Here is a 19,759-nt window from a genome sequence, read left to right on the forward strand (position 1 = left end):
ATGAACAGCACGCTTATCCAGACAGACCGTTTCGCCCTGAGCGAAACCGAGCGCTCGGCCATCGAGCACGAAATGCATCACTACGAGGACCCGCGCGCGGCGTCCATCGAAGCCCTGAAGATTGTCCAGAAAGAACGTGGCTGGGTGCCGGACGGCGCCATTCACGCCATCGGCGAAGTGCTGGGCATCCCAGCCAGCGATGTCGAGGGTGTGGCCACCTTCTACAGCCAGATCTTCCGCCAGCCGGTTGGCCGCCACATCATCCGTGTGTGCGACAGCATGGTCTGCTACATCGGCGGCCACGAATCGGTGGTCAGCCAGATCCAGAGCGAGCTGGGCATCGGCCTCGGCCAGACCACCGCAGACGGGCGTTTCACCCTGCTGCCGGTGTGCTGCCTGGGCAACTGCGACAAGGCCCCGGCGCTGATGATCGACGACGACACCTTCGGTGACGTGCAGCCGGCTGGCGTTTCCAAACTGCTGGAGGGTTACGTATGACCATTACTTCCTTCGGCCCGGCCAACCGCATCGCGCGCTCGGCCGAAACCCACCCGCTGACCTGGCGCCTGCGTGACGATGGTGAGCCGGTCTGGCTGGCCGAGTACCAGTCGAAGAACGGCTACGCCGCTGCCCGCAAGGCACTGGCCGACATGTCCGCCGACGACATCGTGCAAAGCGTCAAGGACTCCGGCCTCAAGGGCCGTGGTGGTGCAGGCTTCCCCACTGGTGTGAAGTGGGGCCTGATGCCCAAAGACGAATCCATGAACATCCGCTACCTGCTGTGCAACGCGGACGAAATGGAGCCGAACACCTGGAAGGACCGCATGCTGATGGAGCAACAGCCCCATCTGCTGGTCGAGGGCATGCTGATCAGCGCCCGCGCCCTGAAGGCCTACCGTGGCTACATCTTCCTGCGTGGCGAATACACCACCGCGGCGAAAAACCTCAACCGCGCCATCGATGAAGCCAAGGCCGCCGGCCTGCTGGGCAAAAACATCCTCGGCAGCGGTTTCGATTTCGAGCTGTTCGTGCACACCGGTGCCGGCCGCTACATCTGCGGTGAAGAAACCGCACTGATCAACTCGCTGGAAGGCCGCCGCGCCAACCCGCGCTCCAAGCCACCCTTCCCAGCCGCCGTTGGCGTGTGGGGCAAGCCGACGTGCGTGAACAACGTCGAAACCTTGTGCAACGTGCCCGCCATCGTCGCCAACGGCAACGATTGGTACAAGTCGCTGGCCCGCGAGGGCAGCGAAGACCACGGCACCAAGCTGATGGGCTTCTCTGGCAAAGTGAAGAACCCGGGCCTGTGGGAACTGCCGTTCGGCGTTACCGCCCGTGAGCTGTTCGAAGACTACGCCGGTGGCATGCGCGACGGCTTCAAGCTCAAGTGCTGGCAGCCAGGCGGCGCCGGTACCGGCTTCCTATTGCCCGAGCACCTCGACGCACAGATGTACGCCGGTGGCATCGCCAAGGTCGGCACCCGTATGGGTACCGGTCTGGCCATGGCGGTCGACGACAGCGTCAACATGGTCTCGCTGCTGCGCAACATGGAAGAGTTTTTCGCCCGCGAGTCGTGCGGCTGGTGCACGCCATGCCGTGACGGCCTGCCGTGGAGCGTGAAGATGCTGCGCGCACTGGAGAACGGCCAGGGCCGCGCCGAAGACATCGAAACGCTGCTGGGGCTGGTCAACTTCCTCGGCCCAGGCCGTACCTTCTGTGCTCACGCACCGGGTGCCGTCGAGCCGCTGGGCAGTGCCATCAAATACTTCCGGTCCGAGTTCGAGGCCGGTGTCGCTCCAGCTGCGGCTGGCGATGCCCTGCGCCCCAACCTGGCCAAGCCGATCGTGGTCGGCGCATAACAAGATGATTGAGGCGGGTGGTCCGTGCCACTCGCCAGCTTGCCGGCAGGCCCGAGTCGATCGTGGCGTGTCACAAGCTCACCGATTTCCATTAGCCACGCCCGCTCACGCGGGCCAACGAAGAACTTTGAACAATGGCCACTATCCACGTAGACGGCAAAGCGCTCGAAGTCAACGGTGCAGACAACCTGTTACAGGCGTGTCTGTCGCTCGGCCTCGACATCCCTTATTTCTGCTGGCACCCGGCGCTCGGTAGCGTCGGCGCCTGCCGGCAATGTGCGGTCAAGCAGTACACCGACGAGAACGACACCCGTGGTCGTATCGTCATGTCCTGCATGACCCCTGCCTCCGACGGCACCTGGATCTCCATCGACGATGACGAGTCCAAGGCGTTCCGCGCCAGCGTCGTCGAATGGCTGATGACCAACCACCCGCACGACTGCCCAGTGTGCGAGGAAGGCGGTCACTGCCACCTGCAGGACATGACGGTAATGACCGGCCACAACGAGCGCCGCTACCGTTTCACCAAGCGTACCCACCAGAACCAGGACCTCGGCCCGTTCATCGCCCATGAGATGAACCGCTGCATCGCCTGCTACCGCTGCGTGCGCTACTACAAGGATTATGCCGGTGGTACCGACCTGGGCGTGTACGGCGCCCACGACAACGTGTACTTCGGCCGCGTCGAAGACGGCGTGCTGGAAAGCGAGTTCTCCGGCAACCTGACCGAGGTCTGCCCGACCGGCGTGTTCACCGACAAGACCCACTCCGAACGCTACAACCGCAAGTGGGACATGCAGTTTGCCCCGAGCATCTGCCACGGCTGCTCCAGCGGCTGCAACATCAGCCCGGGCGAACGCTACGGTGAACTGCGTCGCATCGAAAACCGCTTCAACGGTTCTGTGAACCAGTACTTCCTGTGCGACCGCGGCCGCTTCGGCTACGGTTACGTCAACCGCAAGGACCGCCCGCGCCAGCCACACCTGGCCGACGGCACCAAGCTGGGCCTGGACGCTGCCCTGGACAAGGCCGCCGACCTGCTGCGCGGCCGCACCATCGTCGGCATCGGCTCGCCACGCGCCAGCCTCGAGAGCAACTACGGCCTGCGTGAGCTGGTCGGCGCCGACTACTTCTACTCCGGTATGGAAGCTGGCGAACTGGCCCGCGTACGCCTGGCCCTTGAGGTGCTGAACAACAGCCCGCTGCCTGTGCCGACCCTGCGCGACATCGAAGACCACGACGCCGTGTTCGTGCTCGGTGAAGACCTGACCCAGACCGCTGCCCGTGTTGCCCTGGCCGTGCGCCAGTCCACCAAAGGCAAGGCTGAGGCCATGGCCGAAGCCATGAAGGTGCAACCGTGGCTCGACGCGGCGGTAAAAAACATCGGCCAGCACGCGCTGTACCCGCTGTTCATCGCTTCGCTGGCTGAGACCAAGCTGGACGACGTTGCCGAAGAATGCGTGCACGCCGCCCCGGCCGACCTGGCCCGCATCGGTTTCGCCGTGGCCCACGCCATCGACCCGAGCGCACCGGCAGTTGCCGGCCTGGACGACGAAGCCAAGGCCCTGGCCCAGCGCATCGCCGACGCCCTGGTCGCTGCCAAGCGCCCACTGGTCATCGCCGGTACCTCGCTGGCCGACCCAGCGCTGATCGAAGCCGCCGCCAACATCGCCAAGGCCCTGAAGCTGCGCGAGAAGAACGGTTCGTTGAGCCTGGTGGTGCCTGAGGCCAACAGCCTCGGCATGGCCATGATGGGTGGCGAGTCCGTCGATGCCGCGCTTGACGCGGTCATCAGCGGCAAGGCCGACGCCATCGTCGTGCTGGAAAACGACCTGTACGCCCGCGTTCCGGCCGCCAAGGTCGACGCAGCCCTGGCCGCGGCCAAGGTGGTGATCGTCGCCGACCACTCGAAAACCCCGACTGTCGACCGCGCACACCTGGTGCTGCCGGCCGCCTCGTTCGCTGAAGGCGACGGTACTCTGGTCAGCCAGGAAGGCCGTGCCCAGCGCTTCTTCCAGGTGTTCGACCCGCAATACCTGGACAGCAGCATCCTGGTTCACGAAGGCTGGCGCTGGATGCACGCCCTGCGTGCCACCCTGCTGAACAAACCGGTCGACTGGACCCAGCTGGACCACGTCACCAGCGCCTGCGCCGAAGCCGCCCCGCAACTGGCCGGCATCGTCAACGCCGCGCCAAGCGCCGCGTTCCGCATCAAGGGCATGAAGCTGGCCCGTGAGCCGCTGCGCTACTCCGGCCGTACCGCCATGCGCGCCAACATCAGCGTGCACGAGCCGCGGACCCCGCAAGACAAGGACACCGCGTTCGCCTTCTCCATGGAAGGCTACTCGGGCTCGGCCGAACCGCGCCAACAGGTGCCGTTCGCCTGGTCGCCGGGCTGGAACTCGCCGCAAGCCTGGAACAAGTTTCAGGACGAGGTCGGTGGCCACCTGCGTGCCGGTGACCCGGGTGTACGCCTGATCGAATCGCAAGGCGATCGCCTGAACTGGTTCAACGCCATTCCGGGTGCCTTCAACCCGGCCCGTGGCACCTGGACTGCCGTGCCGTTCTTCCACCTGTTCGGCAGCGAAGAAAGCTCCTCGCGCGCCGCCCCGGTGCAAGAGCGCATCCCGGCCGCCTACGTGGCCCTGGCCAAGTCCGAAGCCGACCGCCTGGGTGTCAACGATGGCGCCCTGCTGAGCCTGAACGTGGCCGGCGTGGCCCTGCGCCTGCCGCTGCGCATCAATGAAGAACTGGGCGCTGGCCTGGTTGCGTTGCCCAAAGGCCTGGCTGGCATCCCGCCCGCCATCTTCGGTGCATCCGTCGAAGGTCTGCAGGAGGCAGCACAATGAGCTGGTTCACCCCCGAAGTGATCGATGTGATCCTCACCGTGGTCCGGGCCATCGTGGTCCTGCTCGCGGTGGTGGTCTGCGGCGCGCTGCTCAGCTTCGTCGAGCGGCGCCTGCTGGGCTGGTGGCAGGACCGTTACGGTCCGAACCGCGTCGGCCCGTTCGGCATGTTCCAGATCGCTGCCGACATGCTGAAGATGTTCTTCAAGGAAGACTGGAACCCGCCCTTCGTCGATCGCATGATCTTCACCCTGGCGCCGGTCGTGGCCATGAGTGCCCTGCTGATCGCCTTCTGCGTGATCCCGATCACCCCGCTGTGGGGCGTCGCCGACCTGAACATCGGCCTGCTGTTCTTCTTCGCCATGGCCGGCCTGTCGGTCTACGCGGTGCTGTTCGCCGGCTGGTCGTCGAACAACAAGTACGCCCTGCTGGGCAGCTTGCGTGCCTCGGCGCAGACCGTGTCGTACGAAGTGTTCCTGGGCCTGGCGCTGATGGGCGTGGTGGTTCAGGTGGGTTCGTTCAACATGCGCGACATCGTTGAATACCAGGCACAGAACCTGTGGTTCATCATTCCGCAGTTCTTCGGCTTCTGCACCTTCTTCATCGCTGGCGTCGCCGTGACTCACCGTCACCCGTTCGACCAGCCGGAAGCGGAACAGGAACTGGCCGACGGCTACCACATCGAGTATGCCGGTATGAAATGGGGCATGTTCTTTGTCGGTGAGTACATCGGCATCATCCTCATCTCGGCGCTGCTGGTGACCCTGTTCTTCGGCGGCTGGCACGGCCCGTTCGGCATCCTGCCGCAACTGTCGTTCCTGTGGTTCGCCCTGAAGACCGCGTTCTTCATCATGCTGTTCATCCTGCTGCGCGCCTCGATCCCGCGCCCACGCTATGACCAGGTGATGGACTTCAGCTGGAAGTTCTGCCTGCCGCTGACCCTGATCAATTTGCTGGTGACCGCTGCGATCGTGCTCTACAACACGCCAGCCGTCGCGGCCCAGTGAGGATTTGACCCATGTTCAAGTATATCGGCGACATCGTTAAGGGCACCGGCACCCAGCTGCGCAGCCTGGCGATGGTGTTCTCCCACGGGTTCCGCAAGCGCGACACCCTGCAATACCCCGAAGAACCCGTGTACCTGCCGCCGCGTTACCGCGGCCGCATCGTCCTCACCCGCGACCCCGATGGCGAAGAGCGCTGCGTGGCATGCAACCTCTGCGCGGTGGCCTGCCCGGTTGGCTGCATCTCGCTGCAGAAAGCCGAGACCGAGGACGGCCGTTGGTACCCCGAGTTCTTCCGCATCAACTTCTCGCGCTGCATCTTCTGTGGCCTGTGCGAAGAAGCGTGCCCGACCACCGCGATCCAGCTGACTCCGGATTTTGAAATGGCCGAGTTCAAGCGTCAGGACCTGGTGTACGAGAAAGAAGATCTGCTGATCTCCGGCCCCGGCAAGAACCCTGACTACAACTTCTACCGTGTTGCGGGTATGGCGATCGCTGGCAAGCCGAAAGGCTCTGCACAGAACGAAGCCGAGCCGATCAACGTGAAGAGCTTGCTCCCATAAGGACAGAAAGATGGAATTCGCTTTCTACTTCGCATCCGGGATCGCCGTGGTCTCCACCCTTCGGGTGGTGACCGGCACCAACCCCGTGCACGCCCTGCTCTACCTGATCATTTCGCTGATCTCCGTCGCGATGATCTTCTTCGCCCTGGGTGCGCCGTTCGCCGGCGCCCTGGAAGTGATCGCCTACGCTGGTGCCATCATGGTGCTGTTCGTCTTCGTGGTGATGATGCTCAACCTCGGGCCGGCCTCGGTCGCCCAGGAACGCGGCTGGCTCAAGCCAGGTATCTGGGCGGGGCCCGTGATTCTTGGCGCCCTGCTGCTGCTGGAGCTGCTGTACGTGCTGTTCGTCTCGCCGAGCGGCGCGGCCATCAGCGGTACCACCGTCAGCCCGAAAGCCGTGGGTATCAGCCTGTTCGGCCCATACCTGCTGGTGGTCGAACTGGCGTCGATGCTGCTGCTCGCTGCAGCGGTCACCGCCTTCCACCTGGGCCGCAACGAGGCGAAGGAGTAAATCATGGGTGCTATCCCTCTCGAGCATGGTCTGGCAGTCGCTGGCATCCTGTTCTGTTTAGGTCTGGTTGGCCTGATGGTCCGCCGCAACATCCTCTTCGTGCTCATGAGCCTGGAAGTCATGATGAACGCCTCTGCCCTGGCGTTCATCGTCGCCGGTGCCCGTTGGGTCCAGCCCGACGGCCAGGTGATGTTCATTCTGGTGATCAGCCTGGCAGCCGCCGAGGCCAGCATTGGCCTGGCGATCCTGCTGCAGCTGTATCGCCGCTTCCACACTCTCGACATCGATGCTGCCAGTGAGATGCGCGGATGAACCTTATCTTCCTGACTTTCGTCTTCCCCCTCATCGGCTTCCTGCTGCTGTCGTTCTCGCGCGGTCGGTTCTCGGAGAACCTGTCCGCGCTGATCGGCGTCGGTTCGGTCGGCCTCTCGGCCGCCGTGGCCGCCTACGTCATCTGGCAATTCAACGTCGCCCCGCCTGAGGGCGGCGCGTACAGCCAGCTGCTGTGGCAGTGGATGTCGGTGGATGGCTTTGCGCCCAACTTCACCCTGTATGTCGACGGCCTGTCCGTCACCATGCTCGGCGTGGTCACCGGTGTCGGCTTCCTGATCCACCTGTTCGCGTCCTGGTACATGCGTGGCGAAGCCGGTTACTCGCGCTTCTTCTCGTACACCAACCTGTTCATCGCCAGCATGCTGTTCCTGATCCTTGGCGATAACCTGCTGTTCATCTACTTCGGCTGGGAAGGCGTGGGCCTGTGCTCGTACCTGTTGATCGGTTTCTACTACAGCAACCGCAACAACGGTAACGCAGCACTCAAGGCATTCATCGTCACCCGCATCGGCGACGTGTTCATGGCCATCGGCCTGTTCATCCTGTTCGCCCAGCTGGGCACCCTGAACGTGCAGGAACTGCTGGTGCTGGCACCGCAGAAGTTCCAGGCTGGCGACACCTGGATGGTGCTGGCGACCCTGATGCTGCTGGGTGGTGCGGTCGGTAAATCGGCCCAGCTGCCACTGCAGACCTGGCTGGCCGACGCGATGGCGGGCCCGACCCCGGTTTCGGCACTGATCCACGCGGCAACCATGGTGACCGCGGGCGTGTACCTGATCGCCCGTACCAACGGCCTGTTCCTGCTGGCGCCGGACATCCTGCACCTGGTGGGCGTGGTCGGTGGCGTGACCTTGGTACTGGCCGGCTTCGCCGCGCTGGTGCAGACCGACATCAAGCGTATCCTCGCCTACTCGACCATGAGCCAGATCGGCTACATGTTCCTGGCCCTGGGCGTGGGTGCTTGGGACGCGGCGATCTTCCACCTGATGACCCACGCCTTCTTCAAGGCCCTGCTGTTCCTTGCCTCCGGTGCGGTAATCGTTGCCTGCCACCACGAACAGAACATCTTCAAGATGGGCGGCCTCTGGAAGAAACTGCCGCTGGCCTACGCCAGCTTCGTGGTCGGTGGTGCTGCCCTGGCCGCCCTGCCGATCGTGACCGTGGGCTTCTACTCGAAGGACGAGATCCTCTGGGAAGCCTTCGCCAGCGGTAACACCGGCCTGCTGTACGCCGGCCTCGTGGGCGCGTTCATGACCTCGCTCTACACCTTCCGCCTGATCTTCATCGCCTTCCACGGCGAAGCGAAGACCGAAGCCCACGCTGGCCACGGCATCAGCCACTGGCTGCCGCTGGGCGTGCTGATCGTGCTGTCGACCTTCGTCGGTGCCTGGATCACCCCGCCACTGGCAGGCGTACTGCCGGAAAGCGCCGGCCACGCCGGTGGCGAAGCCAAGCACGCGCTGGAGATCACCTCGGGTGCCATCGCCATCGCCGGCATCCTGCTGTCGGCCCTGCTGTTCCTCGGCAAGCGCAGCTTCGTCAGCGCGGTCGCCAACAGCGGCATCGGTCGCGTGTTGTCGGCCTGGTGGTTCGCTGCCTGGGGCTTCGACTGGATCTACGACAAGCTGTTCGTCAAACCTTACCTGCTGATCAGCCACGTCCTGCGCAAGGATCCGGTTGACCGCAGCATCGGCCTCATCCCGCGCCTGGCTCGCGGCGGCAACGTCGCCATGAGCAAGACCGAGACCGGCCAGCTGCGCTGGTACACCGCTTCGATCGCCGTTGGCGCAGTGCTGGTACTCGGCGCTGTGGTAGTGGCAGCGGTATGACCATGAACTTTGCGAACCTTGCGACTCTGCGAAAGGAAACCAACCCGTCATGATTTTGCCTTGGCTGATCCTGATCCCCTTCATCGGCGGCCTGCTGTGCTGGCTGGGTGAGCGCTTCGGCGCCACCCTGCCGCGCTGGATCGCGCTGCTGACCATGTCCCTGCTGCTCGGCATCGGCCTGTACCTGTGGGCTAATGGCGACTACACCCTGGCCCCTGCTCCGGGTGGCGAGCCTGCCTGGGCCCTGGAATACAAAGTCCAGTGGATCCAGCGCTTCGGCATCAGCATCCACCTGGCCCTCGATGGCCTGTCGCTGCTGATGATCCTGCTCACCGGCCTGCTCGGTGTGCTGTCGGTACTGTGCTCCTGGAAAGAGATCCAGCGCCACGTCGGCTTCTTCCACCTCAACCTGATGTGGATCCTCGGCGGCGTGGTCGGTGTGTTCCTGGCCCTGGACCTGTTCCTGTTCTTCTTCTTCTGGGAAATGATGCTGGTGCCGATGTACTTCCTCATCGCGCTCTGGGGTCACAGCTCGGCAGACGGCAAGAAGACCCGGATCTACGCGGCGACCAAGTTCTTCATCTTCACCCAGGCTAGCGGCCTGATCATGCTGGTGGCGATCCTCGGCCTGGTGCTGGTCAACTACAGCAACACCGGGGTGATCACCTTCAACTACAGCGACCTGCTCAAGGCCGAGCTGCCCGCCGGTACCGAGTACCTGCTGATGCTGGGCTTCTTCATCGCCTTCGCGGTGAAGCTGCCGGTGGTGCCGTTCCACTCCTGGCTGCCTGACGCTCACGCTCAGGCACCGACCGCAGGTTCCGTGGACCTGGCCGGTATCTTGCTGAAGACTGCGGCCTACGGCCTGCTGCGCTTCGCCCTGCCGCTGTTCCCGAACGCCTCGGCCGAGTTTGCGCCGATCGCCATGACCCTGGGCCTGATCGGTATCTTCTACGGCGCCTTCCTGGCCTTTGCGCAAACCGACATCAAGCGCCTGATCGCCTTCTCCAGCGTCTCGCACATGGGCTTCGTGCTGATCGGTATCTACTCCGGCAGCCAGCAAGCCCTGCAAGGCGCGGTGATCCAGATGCTGGCCCACGGCCTGTCGGCTGCCGCGCTGTTCATCCTGTCCGGCCAGCTGTACGAGCGCCTGCACACCCGTGACATGCGTCAGATGGGTGGCCTGTGGCACCGCATCGCCTACCTGCCGGCCATCAGCCTGTTCTTCGCTGCCGCGTCGCTGGGCCTGCCAGGCACCGGCAACTTCGTTGGCGAGTTCCTGATCCTGATCGGCAGCTTCGTGCACGTACCGTGGATCACCGTGATCGCCACCACCGGCCTGGTGTTCGGCTCGGTGTACTCGCTGATCATGATCCACCGCGCCTACTTCGGCCCGGCCAAGGCCGATACCGTGCTGGCCGGCATGGACAATCGCGAGCTGATCATGGTCCTCGGCCTCGCCGGGCTGCTGATCCTGCTGGGCGTGTATCCACAGCCGTTCCTCGACACCTCTGCCGCCACCATGAGTGGTGTGCAGCAGTGGCTCGGTTCCGCTTTCACTCAACTCGCTTCGGCCCGGTAAGAGCGCTATGGAATTCACCACTCAACACTTCATCGCATTGGCGCCGATGCTGATCACCACCCTCACCACGGTGGTGGTGATGCTGGCGATCGCCTGGAAGCGCAACCACTCGCAGACCTTCCTGCTGTCCACCGTGGGCCTGAACCTGGCCCTACTGTCGATCCTGCCGGCGCTGAAGGTCGCGCCGCTGGCGGTCACCTCGCTGATCACCATCGACAAGTTCGCCTGCCTGTACATGGCGATCATCCTGGTCGCCACGCTGGCCTGCGTCACCCTTGCCCACGCTTACCTCGGCGAGGGCGCCAAGGGCTTCCCGGGCAACCGTGAAGAGCTGTACCTGCTGCTGCTGATGTCTGCCCTCGGTGGCCTGGTGCTGGTCAGCGCCAACCACCTGGCTGGCCTGTTCATCGGCCTGGAGCTGCTGTCGGTTCCGGTGTATGGCCTGGTGGCGTATGCCTTCTTCAACAAGCGCTCGCTGGAAGCCGGCATCAAATACATGGTGCTGTCGGCCGCAGGTTCGGCCTTCTTGCTGTTCGGTATGGCCCTGCTGTACGCGGATGCTGGCAGCCTGACCTTCGACCAGCTGGGCAAGGCCCTGGCCGCCACCAGCATGCCTAGCCTGCTGGCTCAGCTGGGCCTGGGCATGATGCTGGTCGGCCTGGCCTTCAAGCTGTCGCTGGTACCGTTTCACCTGTGGACTCCGGACGTGTACGAAGGTGCTCCGGCGCCGGTCGCCGCCTTCCTGGCCACCGCCAGCAAGGTGGCTGTGTTCGCCGTGGTCGTGCGCCTGTTCATGCTCTCCCCTGCTGCCAGCAGCGGCGTGCTGAGCACCGTGCTGGGCGTGATCGCCGTGGCGTCGATCCTGATCGGCAACCTGCTGGCGCTGACCCAGAGCAACCTCAAGCGCCTGCTTGGTTACTCGTCAATCGCCCACTTCGGCTACCTGGTCATCGCCTTGGTTGCCAGCAAAGGCCTGGCCCTGGAAGCCATGGGCGTGTACCTGGTCACCTACGTGATCACCAGCCTCGGCGCCTTCGGTGTCATCACCCTGATGTCCTCGCCTTATGCCGGCCGTGACGCCGACGCGCTGTACGAGTACCGCGGCCTGTTCTGGCGCCGCCCGTACCTGACTGCGGTACTGACCGTGATGATGCTGTCGCTGGCCGGCATCCCGCTGACCGCTGGCTTCATCGGCAAGTTCTACATCATCGCCACCGGCGTCGAGTCGCAACTGTGGTGGCTGGTCGGTGCCCTGGTGATTGGTAGCGCCATCGGCGTCTACTACTACCTGCGTGTCATGGTCACCCTGTACCTGGTCGAGCCGAACCTGCGTCGCCACGACGCCCCGCTGAAGTGGGAACAGCGCACCGGCGGCGTGATGCTGCTGGCCATCGCCATTCTCGCCTTTGTCCTGGGCGTGTATCCGCAACCACTGCTGGACATGGTCCAGCACGCTGGCCTGCAACTGCTGGGCTGATCCCTGCTGAAAAACAAACACCCCGCTCATGCGGGGTGTTTTTTTATCTGCGTTTGGTGGCTACCTCGATTGGCTTTTCCAGCCCTGAGCCAGCAGGCGAGCTTTCATTGCGCGCCAAGGCAGCAGACTTGCGCAGCTCCTTGCTGGCCGAAGGCAAGTGCACTTCCGGATTCGGCATCCCGCTGGGTGACAGTTCGTGGGTCATTTCAAACTCCGCCCTCACCGACCAGCCGCAGGCCTCGTTGATACATTGCAAGTAGGCTACGCGCAGGAAGACATGGCGACCTTCACTGGTCCGAATGCGCATACGGCTGTTGCAGTGGGGGCAGACCAGTTTATAAGTGCTCACGCAACGTACCTGCATGTGCTGCCTGAACCATCAAGCTGTAAGAAAAGCCTCTTATTGGCTCGAGCATTGGCTACGGTCATAGAAAGGTTTTTCATCAGTTTACTTCTCATGCCAAGATATCTCCTCAAATCAAAGGGCGCATATTCATATCGAGTATTTTAAGCCCAAGGAATGTTGTTAAACCACTCATGGATTATTTGTTATGAGTAGCCACTTGTTTGCATCGGTGCTGGTGCGCCTCAAGCTACTTACCGGCTCCGAGACCGACGTTCAATTGGCGAGGGCTCTGAATGTCAGCCCGCAGACACTGAGCAGCTGGAAGGTACGCGACAGCATTCCTTACTCACTTTGCATAGACCTTGCCCGGCAGCACGGCTGCTCGCTGGATTGGCTGCTTCTGGGTGAGCGTGATGACAGCCGTGTGGTGGAAAGCCAGGACAGCTGGCAGAGCGACATGCTCGACCGGCTGCGCGAGCTTTCCCATTCAGACCGCCAGTCAGTACTGCTTTATATCGAAGACAAGCAACGTATCCGTCAGCTCGAGCAGCAATTGCAGGAGCTGGCAAGACGCGCCTCTGCGGCACCGTAGGGTCAGCCCCGGCGGCGCCAGCGCTGGACAAGTTCGCGCAGGTCCACCGAGTCCAGCCAGACGAGCACCTTCAAGGTAATCGGGATAACCACCACCGCAGCGGCGAACGCGGCCATGCCACGGGACAGCATTGGCACCACCGCGTGCAACAGCGGCTCGAACAGGTAACCGACCCCCAGGGTCAAAAACACCAGCAGCACCTGCTTGCGGGCAGTCAGCCGCCTGCGCGACACGATGATGAACCGGTCTCGGGCAGCGCTTACCAGCAAGGCCCCCAAAAGTGCACCAAACAACGCCCGGCCTTCGGTATCCAGCAATTCGTAGAAGGCAGCGATGGCGGCCTCCATCAGATAAGGCTCATCCATGTGCAGTGCCTCCGCCAGCTGCCGGCCCGCCATGCAGCTCACGCCTTACCGCAGCGGCGATGAAGTATCGATAGCAGACAGACAGCGCCCTGCCGCTGGCATGCCCGGCCACCTCTTCAAGGCGACGGTAACCACGGCGACGCATAACGCTGCGCCAGCTTGCAAATTCCCTGGCGGCATCGATGGCGGCGCAGCGCACCGCCAAGGCAAGGCGAGCCTCACTGACCTCCTCGCCAAGCTGCAGGTTTTCACGTACCACGCTCAGTTCGATGCGTGGCCAGAAGGGATCGTGGCAATCAGGAAACCGTGAAGCCTTGTACGAAGGCTCGGTTGGTGATTGCGGGATTATGTGTTCAGCACGCATGTCGTTCCTCACTACTCGGCCAACATGCCGTAGCGGATGGCTTTGATGACGGCTGCGACGCGCGTGGGCACATCGAACTTGCGCAGCAGGTTGGAAATGTGAAAGTTCACCGTCGACTCTTTGCACTGCAGGATTTGACCGATCTCCCATGAGGTCTTGCCGTAGGCGCACCACAACAGCACTTGCTGTTCGCGCGGTGTCAGGTGAATCGGCGCACCGGTATGGCTTTCAGGTGTCCGTCGCAGGTTGGTATCCATCACTGAGTTCCCCAAGTAGTCGCCAGATTGGGCAGCGCGGAGTGCTGCCGCCTAGGGGCCACCTTACGGAGGCCGGCCATGCCCGCTCCAGCGATGCAACTTGTAAAGAACCGTCTTACACATCCGTCCAACACGAACTACACAGGAAAATTTCTTATCGCCGTGCTTCGATCGGCTTTTCGCGCGTCACAACGCCGTTGTCCGTCTGCCTATCGCCTGGAGTTGTACGATGCGTCCCGTTTTGCCCCTCTCGTCTTACCTAGGCCTGCTGGCCCTCTTCACCGTCGGTCAGCAAGCCACGGCAGCGCCTGCCATCGAACTGGGCCAGGTGCTGATCAATGGCGAGGAACAAAGCGAACTGGAGAACGCCCGCGAACGCCTCCGAGCAGTGCCTGGCGCCAGCAACCTGGTGGACATGCAACGTGTCGGGCAAGGCCGGGTCGCCAGCAACCAGGATGTGCTGGCCTACCAGCCTGGCGTGTTCGCGCAGTCGGCGGGTAACGACGGCATCAAGCTGTCGATCCGCGGCTCGGGCATCAACCGTGCGCCTGGCGCCCATGGTTCCGGGGTCTACACAATGTTCGATGGCCTGCCCCTTACCGGGCCGGGCGGTACGCCCTATGAGCTGTTTGAGCCGCTGTGGCTGAGCCGCGCCGAAGTGCTGCGGGGGGCAAACGGCTTCGATCAAGGTTCACTGGCCCTGGGCGGGGCCATCAACTACGTGACCCATACCGGCTACGATGCCGCGCCGCTGCAGGTGCGCTATGAGGCCGGCAGCCGCGGTTACCAGCACCGACAGATCAGTTCCGGGCAAGTGCTGGGCAACCTCGACTACTATGTGGCCCTGACCGACTCGGAGTACGACGGCTACCAGACGCACAGCAGCGGTAGCGCCAAAGGCATCGCCGCCAACGTCGGTTATCGCTTTAACCCGAACCTGGAAACACGCTTCTACCTGCGCTACCGGGAAACCGAAAACGAACTGGCCGGGCGCCTGACCAAGGCGCAGATCAAGCACGACCCACGCGCTGCCAACCCGGGCTACCTGTCGCGCAACGACAGCCGCCCGCAGCCGGGCAGCACCTGGGTGGGCAACAAGACCACCTTTTTCCTCGATGACGATTCGCGCCTGGAGACCGGGCTGGTCTATCACGACTATCCGATGGACCTGCGCGAGGGCGCGATGCGCCTGAAGGTGGCCTATGCCGATGTCAGCGGCACGCTGAACTACTTCCGCCGCGACACCCTGTTCGGCCACGAGAGCAGGACCACCGTCGGCTGGCGTACCACCAAGCACCTGCCCAACAGCGGCGCCTCGCAGTTCTCGCGGGTCAACGACGTGGTCGGTGCCCGCACGCGCGACTTCACCTACCAGGGTTCGGACACCGTACTGCATGTGGGCAATGACCTGGAGCTGATCCCCGACCTGTGGCTGTCCACTGGCCTTGCGATGATCTACACCCGCCGCGAAAGCGATGTCACTTACCCGGCCGATGGCGGCAAGGTCAGCCAGCATGATTGGGACTATGCGCCACGCGTTGGCCTGCGCTACGACATTCGCCCGGATCTGCAGGTCTATGGCAACCTGAGCCGCTCGGTGGAGCCACCGCACCCGTGGTCACTGGTCTGGAGTGCGCCGGTCAACAACCAGCCCATGAAGATGCAGAACCAGACCGCCACCACCCTGGAACTGGGCGCGCGCGGCGATTCGGCGCTGGGGCATTGGGACTTGGCCTGGTACTACTCGCAGGTGCGTCATGAACTGCTGAACGTAGAAGTCGTGCAAGGCTTGCCGTTCAAGGAATTCAACGCCAGCCCCACCGTGCATCAGGGCGTCGAAGCCGGCCTCGACAGCATCCTCTGGGAGCAACCCGGCACAGGCAAGCTGAGCCTGCGCCAGGCCTACACCTTCAGCGACTTCCACTACCGCGACGACGACAAGTTCGACGACAACCGCCTGCCCGGCATCCCCATGCACTATTACCAGGGCGAACTACGCTACGACTGGCCGAGCGGGTTCTACGCCGGGGTCAACACGCAGATGGCGTCGAAGGTGCAGGTCGACTACGCCAACAGCTACCATGCCGATGCCTATGCCCTTCTCGGTGCACGCCTGGGCTGGGACTCGCCAAAGCAGGACTGGCAAACCTGGCTGGACCTGCGCAACCTCACCAACACGCGCTACGCGGCAACGGTGACGCCGGGCTACGACGATGCCGGGCAGGACGTGGCACGCTCGACACCGGGCGAAGGCTTTGCCGTCTATGCCGGTGTTTCCTACAGCTTCCGCTGAATCATCCACTCAGGACGGCAACTGCACCTGTGGTTTGGTCGCGGCGAAAATCGCCCAACTGGAGACGAACAGCGCCGCGATCAACGGCCCGATCACAAAGCCATTGAGCCCGAAGACCGCCAGCCCACCGAGGGTGGACACCAGGATCAGGTAATCGGGCATGCGCGTGTCCTTGCCCACCAGGATCGGCCGCAGCACATTGTCCACCAGGCCGATCACCAGTACCCCGAACGCGGCGAGGATCACCCCCGGCAAAATCGCCCCGGTGAGCAAGAAATACGCCGCCACGGGCGCCCAGACGATCCCCGCCCCCACCGCCGGCAACAGTGACAGGAAGGCCATCAGCACACCCCACACCAGTGCGCTGGGGATATCCAGCACCCAGAAGATGAAACCACCCAGCGCACCCTGGGTAATGGCCACCAACACATTGCCCTTGACCGTGGCCCGCACCACCCGGTTGAACTTCAATTGCAGGCGGCGTTTCTGGTGCTCCGGCAGCGGCACCGCAAGGCGCACCCGGCGCGCCACGTCGGCGCCTTCGCGAAGGAAGAAGAATAGCAGGTACGTCATGATGCCGAAGCTCACCAGGAACTCGAAGGTGCCCTGGCCAAAGTTGAACGCCTGGCTCGCCAGCACCTGGCTGCCCTGGGTAGCCCACTTGGTGATCTTGTCGCGCAGCCCGTCCAGGTTGCCCATGCCCATCTGGTCCAGGCCGTGCTGGGCAAAGGCCGGGAGCAGGTCCTTGCCACGCTCGACGTAACCGGCGATATCCAGCTGCCCGCTCTCGATACGCTGGTACAAGTTGGCGCCTTCCTGCACCAGCAGGGCACTGGTGATGATCACCGGCAACACGGCTACCAGCAGGCACACCAGCAAGGTGCCGAGCGCAGCAAGGTTACGGCGGCGGCCAAAGCGGATCAGCAAGTGACGCTGCAACGGCGCGAACAGGATGCCGAGAATTACCGCCCAGAAGATGGCACCGTAGTACGGCAGCAGGATCCACACGAAGGCGATGGTCACCAGTGTCAGGAGTACTGCCAGGGCTTTGTTCTGTAGAGCGTCTTGGTTCATGGCGACTCCTCAAGTGTCATGGTTGTTAGTGCACGCCACCTGCGCAAAAGTGCCGCAGCGGTCTTGATTCAAATCAATACCCCGCCGCTGGTCAGCCGTTAGCATCCGCGCCTTTGCCCCGGTGCGCCCATGAACCTACCCGCCAAGCCCGAACTGCTTGCCCCCGCCGGCAGCCTCAAGACCCTGCGCTATGCTTTCGCCTATGGTGCCGACGCGGTCTACGCCGGCCAGCCACGCTACAGCCTGCGGGTGCGTAACAACGCGTTCGACCACGCCAACCTGGCACTGGGCATTGCCGAGGCGCATGCCCTGGGCAAGCGCTTCTATGTGGTAGTCAACATCGCCCCGCACAACGCCAAGCTGAAGACCTTTCTCAAGGACCTGGCGCCGGTGGTCGAGATGGCGCCCGATGCGCTGATCATGTCCGACCCAGGCCTGATCATGCTGGTGCGCCAGCATTTTCCTCAAATGCCGGTGCACTTGTCGGTGCAAGCCAACACGGTCAACTGGGCCAGCGTGCAGTTCTGGCAGCAGCTGGGCCTGAGCCGGGTGATCCTGTCGCGCGAGCTGTCGCTGGAGGAAATCGAAGAAATCCGCCAGCACGTTCCGGACATGGAGCTGGAAGTGTTCGTTCACGGTGCACTGTGCATGGCCTACTCCGGCCGTTGCCTGCTGTCAGGTTACCTGAACAGACGCGACGCCAACCAAGGCACCTGCACCAATGCCTGCCGCTGGAAATACGAGGCCATGCCAGCCACGGAAAACGCCACGGGCGATATCGTCCGCGAAATCGAGCCGACCTTGGGCCTGGGTACGCCCACCGAGCAGGTTTTCCTGTTGCAGGAGAGCAACCGCCCGGGCAGCGAGATGCCGGCCTTCGAGGACGAGCATGGCACCTACATCATGAACGCCAAGGACCTGCGCGCCGTCCAGCATGTCGAGCGCCTGGCGGCCATGGGCGTGCATTCGCTGAAGATCGAAGGCCGTACCAAAAGTCACTTCTACTGCGCCCGGGCGGTCCAGTCGTACCGCAAGGCCATCGACGATGCAGCAGCCGGGCGGCCGTTCGACATGGCCCTGATGGACAACCTCGAATCGCTGGCGCAGCGCGGCTACACCGAAGGCTTTCTGCGCCGCCATGTGCACGATGAGTACCAGAACTACCTGCGTGGCAACTCGCTGTCCGAGCGCCAGCAGTTCGTCGGTGAGCTGACGGGGGGGCGCGTCGATGGCCTGGCCGAGGTCAAGGTGAAGAACCGCTTCGCCTTGGGCGACCACCTGGAATTGATGACCCCTCGCGGTAACTATCACTTTGACCTGCACCACCTGTTCGACCGTCAGCAGCAGGCCATCGAGGTGGCACCCGGCGACGGCCATGTGGTGTACCTGCCGATTCCCGAGCAAGTTACGTTAGAGTACGGCCTGCTCATGCGTGACCTCGGGGGTGATGAACAGGTCACCTGACAAAAGCGTAATCTGCACCTCAGCCAGCTGACAGGTGCATTGATGACAATCCGCCAGGCCGGCCACTGCCTGGCCTTGAATTCACTGATTGCCCCAGGAGTTGCCTGACCATGCTGCGTAAACACCTGCTCACCTTCGGCCTGCTGGCCATCACCGGCCTGGCCCAGGCCGCCGAAACCATCGATGTCTATCGCGACCCCAACTGTGGCTGCTGCAAGGCCTGGATCAGCCATTTGCGCGACAACGGTTTCACCGTCAACGACCATGTCGAGCCGAACATGAGCGCCGTCAAGCAGCGCCTGGGCGTTGCGCCGCGCCTGGCGTCGTGCCACACCGGGGTGATCGACGGCAAGTTCGTCGAAGGCCATGTGCCCGCCGAGCAGGTACGCCTGCTGGCCAAGCGCGACGACCTCAAGGGCCTGGCCGTACCGGGCATGCCGATGGGTTCGCCCGGCATGGAAATGGGTGACCACAAAGAAGCCTACCAAGTCATCGGCGTAACCCAGGATGGCCAGGACACCGTGGTCGCCAGCTACTGATGCTGAGCGTCTGGGCGCTGTTTTTCAGCGCCTTCGGTGCCGCCACCCTGCTGCCACTGCAATCAGAGGCCGTGCTGGTCGGCCTGCTGTTGCGCCAGCCCGAAGCCTGGTTGACCTTGCTGCTGGTGGCCACCCTGGGCAATGTGCTCGGCTCGGTGGTCAACTGGCTGCTCGGCCGGGCCATCGATCACCTGCGCGGCAAGCGCTGGTTCCCCTTCAGCGCCAGCCAGCTGGAACGCGCGCAGCAGCGTTACCAGCATTGGGGGCAATGGTCGCTGCTGCTGAGCTGGATGCCGGTGATCGGCGATCCGCTGACCCTGATTGCCGGCATCATGCGTGAGCCTTTCTGGCGTTTTCTGCTGCTGGTGACCCTGGCCAAGGGCGGCCGCTATATCGTCGTGGCGATGATTAGCCTGGGCTGGTTTCATGCTTGGTAACACCTTTAACGTTTAAGGTGCTCC

Annotated in this window: 20 protein-coding genes; 15 read left to right on the forward strand and 5 right to left on the reverse strand. The window is 63.3% G+C overall.

Annotated features, from left to right (window positions below; translation table 11 throughout):
* From nuoE to nuoN, 10 genes are all read left to right on the forward strand, one after another.
* Nucleotides 1–498, forward strand: a complete 498-nt coding sequence (nuoE, locus tag APH28_RS27355; protein WP_003251433.1) for an NADH-quinone oxidoreductase subunit NuoE — start codon at nucleotides 1–3, stop codon at nucleotides 496–498.
* Entirely contained in the window at nucleotides 495–1,859 is a 1,365-nt protein-coding gene (nuoF, locus tag APH28_RS27360; protein WP_060513523.1) for an NADH-quinone oxidoreductase subunit NuoF, read from the forward strand. Before nuoE ends, nuoF begins: the two co-directional genes overlap by 4 nt.
* Before the next feature lie 134 nt (nucleotides 1,860–1,993).
* Entirely contained in the window at nucleotides 1,994–4,708 is a 2,715-nt protein-coding gene (gene nuoG / locus APH28_RS27365; protein ID WP_060513524.1) for an NADH-quinone oxidoreductase subunit NuoG, read from the forward strand.
* Nucleotides 4,705–5,712: an NADH-quinone oxidoreductase subunit NuoH gene (gene nuoH, locus APH28_RS27370; RefSeq protein ID WP_054884882.1), complete on the forward strand. Its 1,008-nt coding sequence runs from the start codon at nucleotides 4,705–4,707 to the stop codon at nucleotides 5,710–5,712. Before nuoG ends, nuoH begins: the two co-directional genes overlap by 4 nt.
* An 11-nt stretch (nucleotides 5,713–5,723) precedes the next feature.
* Entirely contained in the window at nucleotides 5,724–6,272 is a 549-nt protein-coding gene (gene nuoI, locus APH28_RS27375; RefSeq protein WP_003251442.1) for an NADH-quinone oxidoreductase subunit NuoI, read from the forward strand.
* 10 nt (nucleotides 6,273–6,282) lie between these two features.
* Complete coding sequence (gene nuoJ, locus APH28_RS27380) at nucleotides 6,283–6,783, forward strand: NADH-quinone oxidoreductase subunit J (protein ID WP_060513525.1); 501 nt, start codon at nucleotides 6,283–6,285, stop codon at nucleotides 6,781–6,783.
* Between the two features lie 3 nt (nucleotides 6,784–6,786).
* The gene (gene nuoK / locus APH28_RS27385) at nucleotides 6,787–7,095 is read left to right on the forward strand and encodes an NADH-quinone oxidoreductase subunit NuoK (RefSeq protein WP_008096201.1); all 309 of its coding nucleotides are present in this window, start codon (nucleotides 6,787–6,789) and stop codon (nucleotides 7,093–7,095) included.
* On the forward strand, nucleotides 7,092–8,945 hold the full coding sequence (gene nuoL, locus APH28_RS27390) for an NADH-quinone oxidoreductase subunit L (RefSeq protein WP_060513526.1): 1,854 nt from the start codon (nucleotides 7,092–7,094) through the stop codon (nucleotides 8,943–8,945). Before nuoK ends, nuoL begins: the two co-directional genes overlap by 4 nt.
* 49 nt (nucleotides 8,946–8,994) lie before the next feature.
* Nucleotides 8,995–10,527, forward strand: coding sequence for an NADH-quinone oxidoreductase subunit M (nuoM, locus tag APH28_RS27395; RefSeq protein WP_060513527.1), 1,533 nt, complete (start codon nucleotides 8,995–8,997; stop codon nucleotides 10,525–10,527).
* 7 nt (nucleotides 10,528–10,534) lie between these two features.
* Nucleotides 10,535–12,004 (forward strand): NADH-quinone oxidoreductase subunit NuoN, encoded by a 1,470-nt coding sequence (gene nuoN / locus APH28_RS27400; RefSeq protein ID WP_060513528.1) that lies wholly within the window; start codon nucleotides 10,535–10,537, stop codon nucleotides 12,002–12,004.
* Nucleotides 12,005–12,047: 43 nt separating this feature from the next.
* Here the strand turns inward: nuoN and APH28_RS27405 are convergent, their stop codons facing one another.
* On the reverse strand, nucleotides 12,048–12,353 hold the full coding sequence (locus tag APH28_RS27405) for an ogr/Delta-like zinc finger family protein (protein ID WP_060513553.1): 306 nt from the start codon (nucleotides 12,351–12,353) through the stop codon (nucleotides 12,048–12,050).
* 202 nt (nucleotides 12,354–12,555) lie between these two features.
* Between APH28_RS27405 and APH28_RS27410 the strand changes: the two genes are divergently transcribed.
* A complete protein-coding gene (locus APH28_RS27410) occupies nucleotides 12,556–12,942 on the forward strand; it encodes a helix-turn-helix domain-containing protein (protein ID WP_060513529.1) in 387 nt (128 codons plus the stop codon).
* 2 nt (nucleotides 12,943–12,944) lie between these two features.
* Here APH28_RS27410 and APH28_RS27415 read toward each other — a convergent pair whose 3' ends face one another.
* Genes APH28_RS27415 through APH28_RS27425 form a run of 3 tightly spaced genes read right to left on the reverse strand, consistent with a single transcriptional unit; the run spans nucleotide 12,945 to nucleotide 13,928 of the window.
* On the reverse strand, nucleotides 12,945–13,307 hold the full coding sequence (locus APH28_RS27415) for a hypothetical protein (RefSeq protein WP_060513554.1): 363 nt from the start codon (nucleotides 13,305–13,307) through the stop codon (nucleotides 12,945–12,947).
* Nucleotides 13,300–13,671 (reverse strand): head completion/stabilization protein, encoded by a 372-nt coding sequence (locus tag APH28_RS28495; RefSeq protein WP_082432406.1) that lies wholly within the window; start codon nucleotides 13,669–13,671, stop codon nucleotides 13,300–13,302. Before APH28_RS28495 ends, APH28_RS27415 begins: the two co-directional genes overlap by 8 nt.
* 11 nt (nucleotides 13,672–13,682) lie before the next feature.
* Nucleotides 13,683–13,928: a helix-turn-helix domain-containing protein gene (locus tag APH28_RS27425; RefSeq protein WP_060513531.1), complete on the reverse strand. Its 246-nt coding sequence runs from the start codon at nucleotides 13,926–13,928 to the stop codon at nucleotides 13,683–13,685.
* Nucleotides 13,929–14,157: 229 nt separating this feature from the next.
* Between APH28_RS27425 and APH28_RS27430 the strand changes: the two genes are divergently transcribed.
* Nucleotides 14,158–16,221 (forward strand): TonB-dependent receptor domain-containing protein, encoded by a 2,064-nt coding sequence (locus tag APH28_RS27430; protein ID WP_060513532.1) that lies wholly within the window; start codon nucleotides 14,158–14,160, stop codon nucleotides 16,219–16,221.
* A gap of 9 nt (nucleotides 16,222–16,230) precedes the next feature.
* Here APH28_RS27430 and APH28_RS27435 read toward each other — a convergent pair whose 3' ends face one another.
* A complete protein-coding gene (locus APH28_RS27435) occupies nucleotides 16,231–17,295 on the reverse strand; it encodes an AI-2E family transporter (RefSeq protein ID WP_060513533.1) in 1,065 nt (354 codons plus the stop codon).
* Nucleotides 17,296–17,424: 129 nt separating this feature from the next.
* Here APH28_RS27435 and yegQ point away from each other — a divergent pair, with 129 nt between their 5' ends.
* From yegQ to APH28_RS27450, 3 genes are all read left to right on the forward strand, one after another.
* A complete protein-coding gene (gene yegQ, locus APH28_RS27440; RefSeq protein ID WP_060513534.1) occupies nucleotides 17,425–18,759 on the forward strand; it encodes a tRNA 5-hydroxyuridine modification protein YegQ in 1,335 nt (444 codons plus the stop codon).
* Between the two features lie 110 nt (nucleotides 18,760–18,869).
* Nucleotides 18,870–19,298 carry a DUF411 domain-containing protein gene (locus APH28_RS27445; protein ID WP_060513535.1) on the forward strand — a complete coding sequence of 143 codons (429 nt, stop codon included), beginning with the start codon at nucleotides 18,870–18,872 and terminating at the stop codon, nucleotides 19,296–19,298.
* Nucleotides 19,298–19,735: a YqaA family protein gene (locus tag APH28_RS27450; RefSeq protein ID WP_060513536.1), complete on the forward strand. Its 438-nt coding sequence runs from the start codon at nucleotides 19,298–19,300 to the stop codon at nucleotides 19,733–19,735. The genes APH28_RS27445 and APH28_RS27450 overlap by 1 nt, the downstream gene beginning before the upstream one ends.
* Nucleotides 19,736–19,759 lie beyond the last annotated feature (24 nt).

The sequence above is a fragment of the Pseudomonas sp. NBRC 111124 genome (assembly GCF_001320245.1).
Lineage (GTDB): Bacteria > Pseudomonadota > Gammaproteobacteria > Pseudomonadales > Pseudomonadaceae > Aquipseudomonas.

Excerpts from the sequence above, each read along its gene's own strand:
- nuoE (WP_003251433.1), top strand. The coding sequence starts at position 1 with ATGAACAGCACGCTTATCCAGACAGACCGTTTCGCCCTGAGCGAAACC.
- nuoF (WP_060513523.1), top strand. The coding sequence starts at position 495 with ATGACCATTACTTCCTTCGGCCCGGCCAACCGCATCGCGCGCTCGGCC.
- nuoG (WP_060513524.1), top strand. The coding sequence starts at position 1,994 with ATGGCCACTATCCACGTAGACGGCAAAGCGCTCGAAGTCAACGGTGCA.
- nuoH (WP_054884882.1), top strand. The coding sequence starts at position 4,705 with ATGAGCTGGTTCACCCCCGAAGTGATCGATGTGATCCTCACCGTGGTC.
- nuoI (WP_003251442.1), top strand. The coding sequence starts at position 5,724 with ATGTTCAAGTATATCGGCGACATCGTTAAGGGCACCGGCACCCAGCTG.
- nuoJ (WP_060513525.1), top strand. The coding sequence starts at position 6,283 with ATGGAATTCGCTTTCTACTTCGCATCCGGGATCGCCGTGGTCTCCACC.
- nuoK (WP_008096201.1), top strand. The coding sequence starts at position 6,787 with ATGGGTGCTATCCCTCTCGAGCATGGTCTGGCAGTCGCTGGCATCCTG.
- nuoL (WP_060513526.1), top strand. The coding sequence starts at position 7,092 with ATGAACCTTATCTTCCTGACTTTCGTCTTCCCCCTCATCGGCTTCCTG.
- nuoM (WP_060513527.1), top strand. The coding sequence starts at position 8,995 with ATGATTTTGCCTTGGCTGATCCTGATCCCCTTCATCGGCGGCCTGCTG.
- nuoN (WP_060513528.1), top strand. The coding sequence starts at position 10,535 with ATGGAATTCACCACTCAACACTTCATCGCATTGGCGCCGATGCTGATC.
- APH28_RS27410 (WP_060513529.1), top strand. The coding sequence starts at position 12,556 with ATGAGTAGCCACTTGTTTGCATCGGTGCTGGTGCGCCTCAAGCTACTT.
- APH28_RS27415 (WP_060513554.1), bottom strand. The coding sequence starts at position 13,307 with ATGGATGAGCCTTATCTGATGGAGGCCGCCATCGCTGCCTTCTACGAA.
- APH28_RS28495 (WP_082432406.1), bottom strand. The coding sequence starts at position 13,671 with ATGCGTGCTGAACACATAATCCCGCAATCACCAACCGAGCCTTCGTAC.
- APH28_RS27425 (WP_060513531.1), bottom strand. The coding sequence starts at position 13,928 with ATGGATACCAACCTGCGACGGACACCTGAAAGCCATACCGGTGCGCCG.
- APH28_RS27430 (WP_060513532.1), top strand. The coding sequence starts at position 14,158 with ATGCGTCCCGTTTTGCCCCTCTCGTCTTACCTAGGCCTGCTGGCCCTC.
- APH28_RS27435 (WP_060513533.1), bottom strand. The coding sequence starts at position 17,295 with ATGAACCAAGACGCTCTACAGAACAAAGCCCTGGCAGTACTCCTGACA.
- yegQ (WP_060513534.1), top strand. The coding sequence starts at position 17,425 with ATGAACCTACCCGCCAAGCCCGAACTGCTTGCCCCCGCCGGCAGCCTC.
- APH28_RS27445 (WP_060513535.1), top strand. The coding sequence starts at position 18,870 with ATGCTGCGTAAACACCTGCTCACCTTCGGCCTGCTGGCCATCACCGGC.
- APH28_RS27450 (WP_060513536.1), top strand. The coding sequence starts at position 19,298 with ATGCTGAGCGTCTGGGCGCTGTTTTTCAGCGCCTTCGGTGCCGCCACC.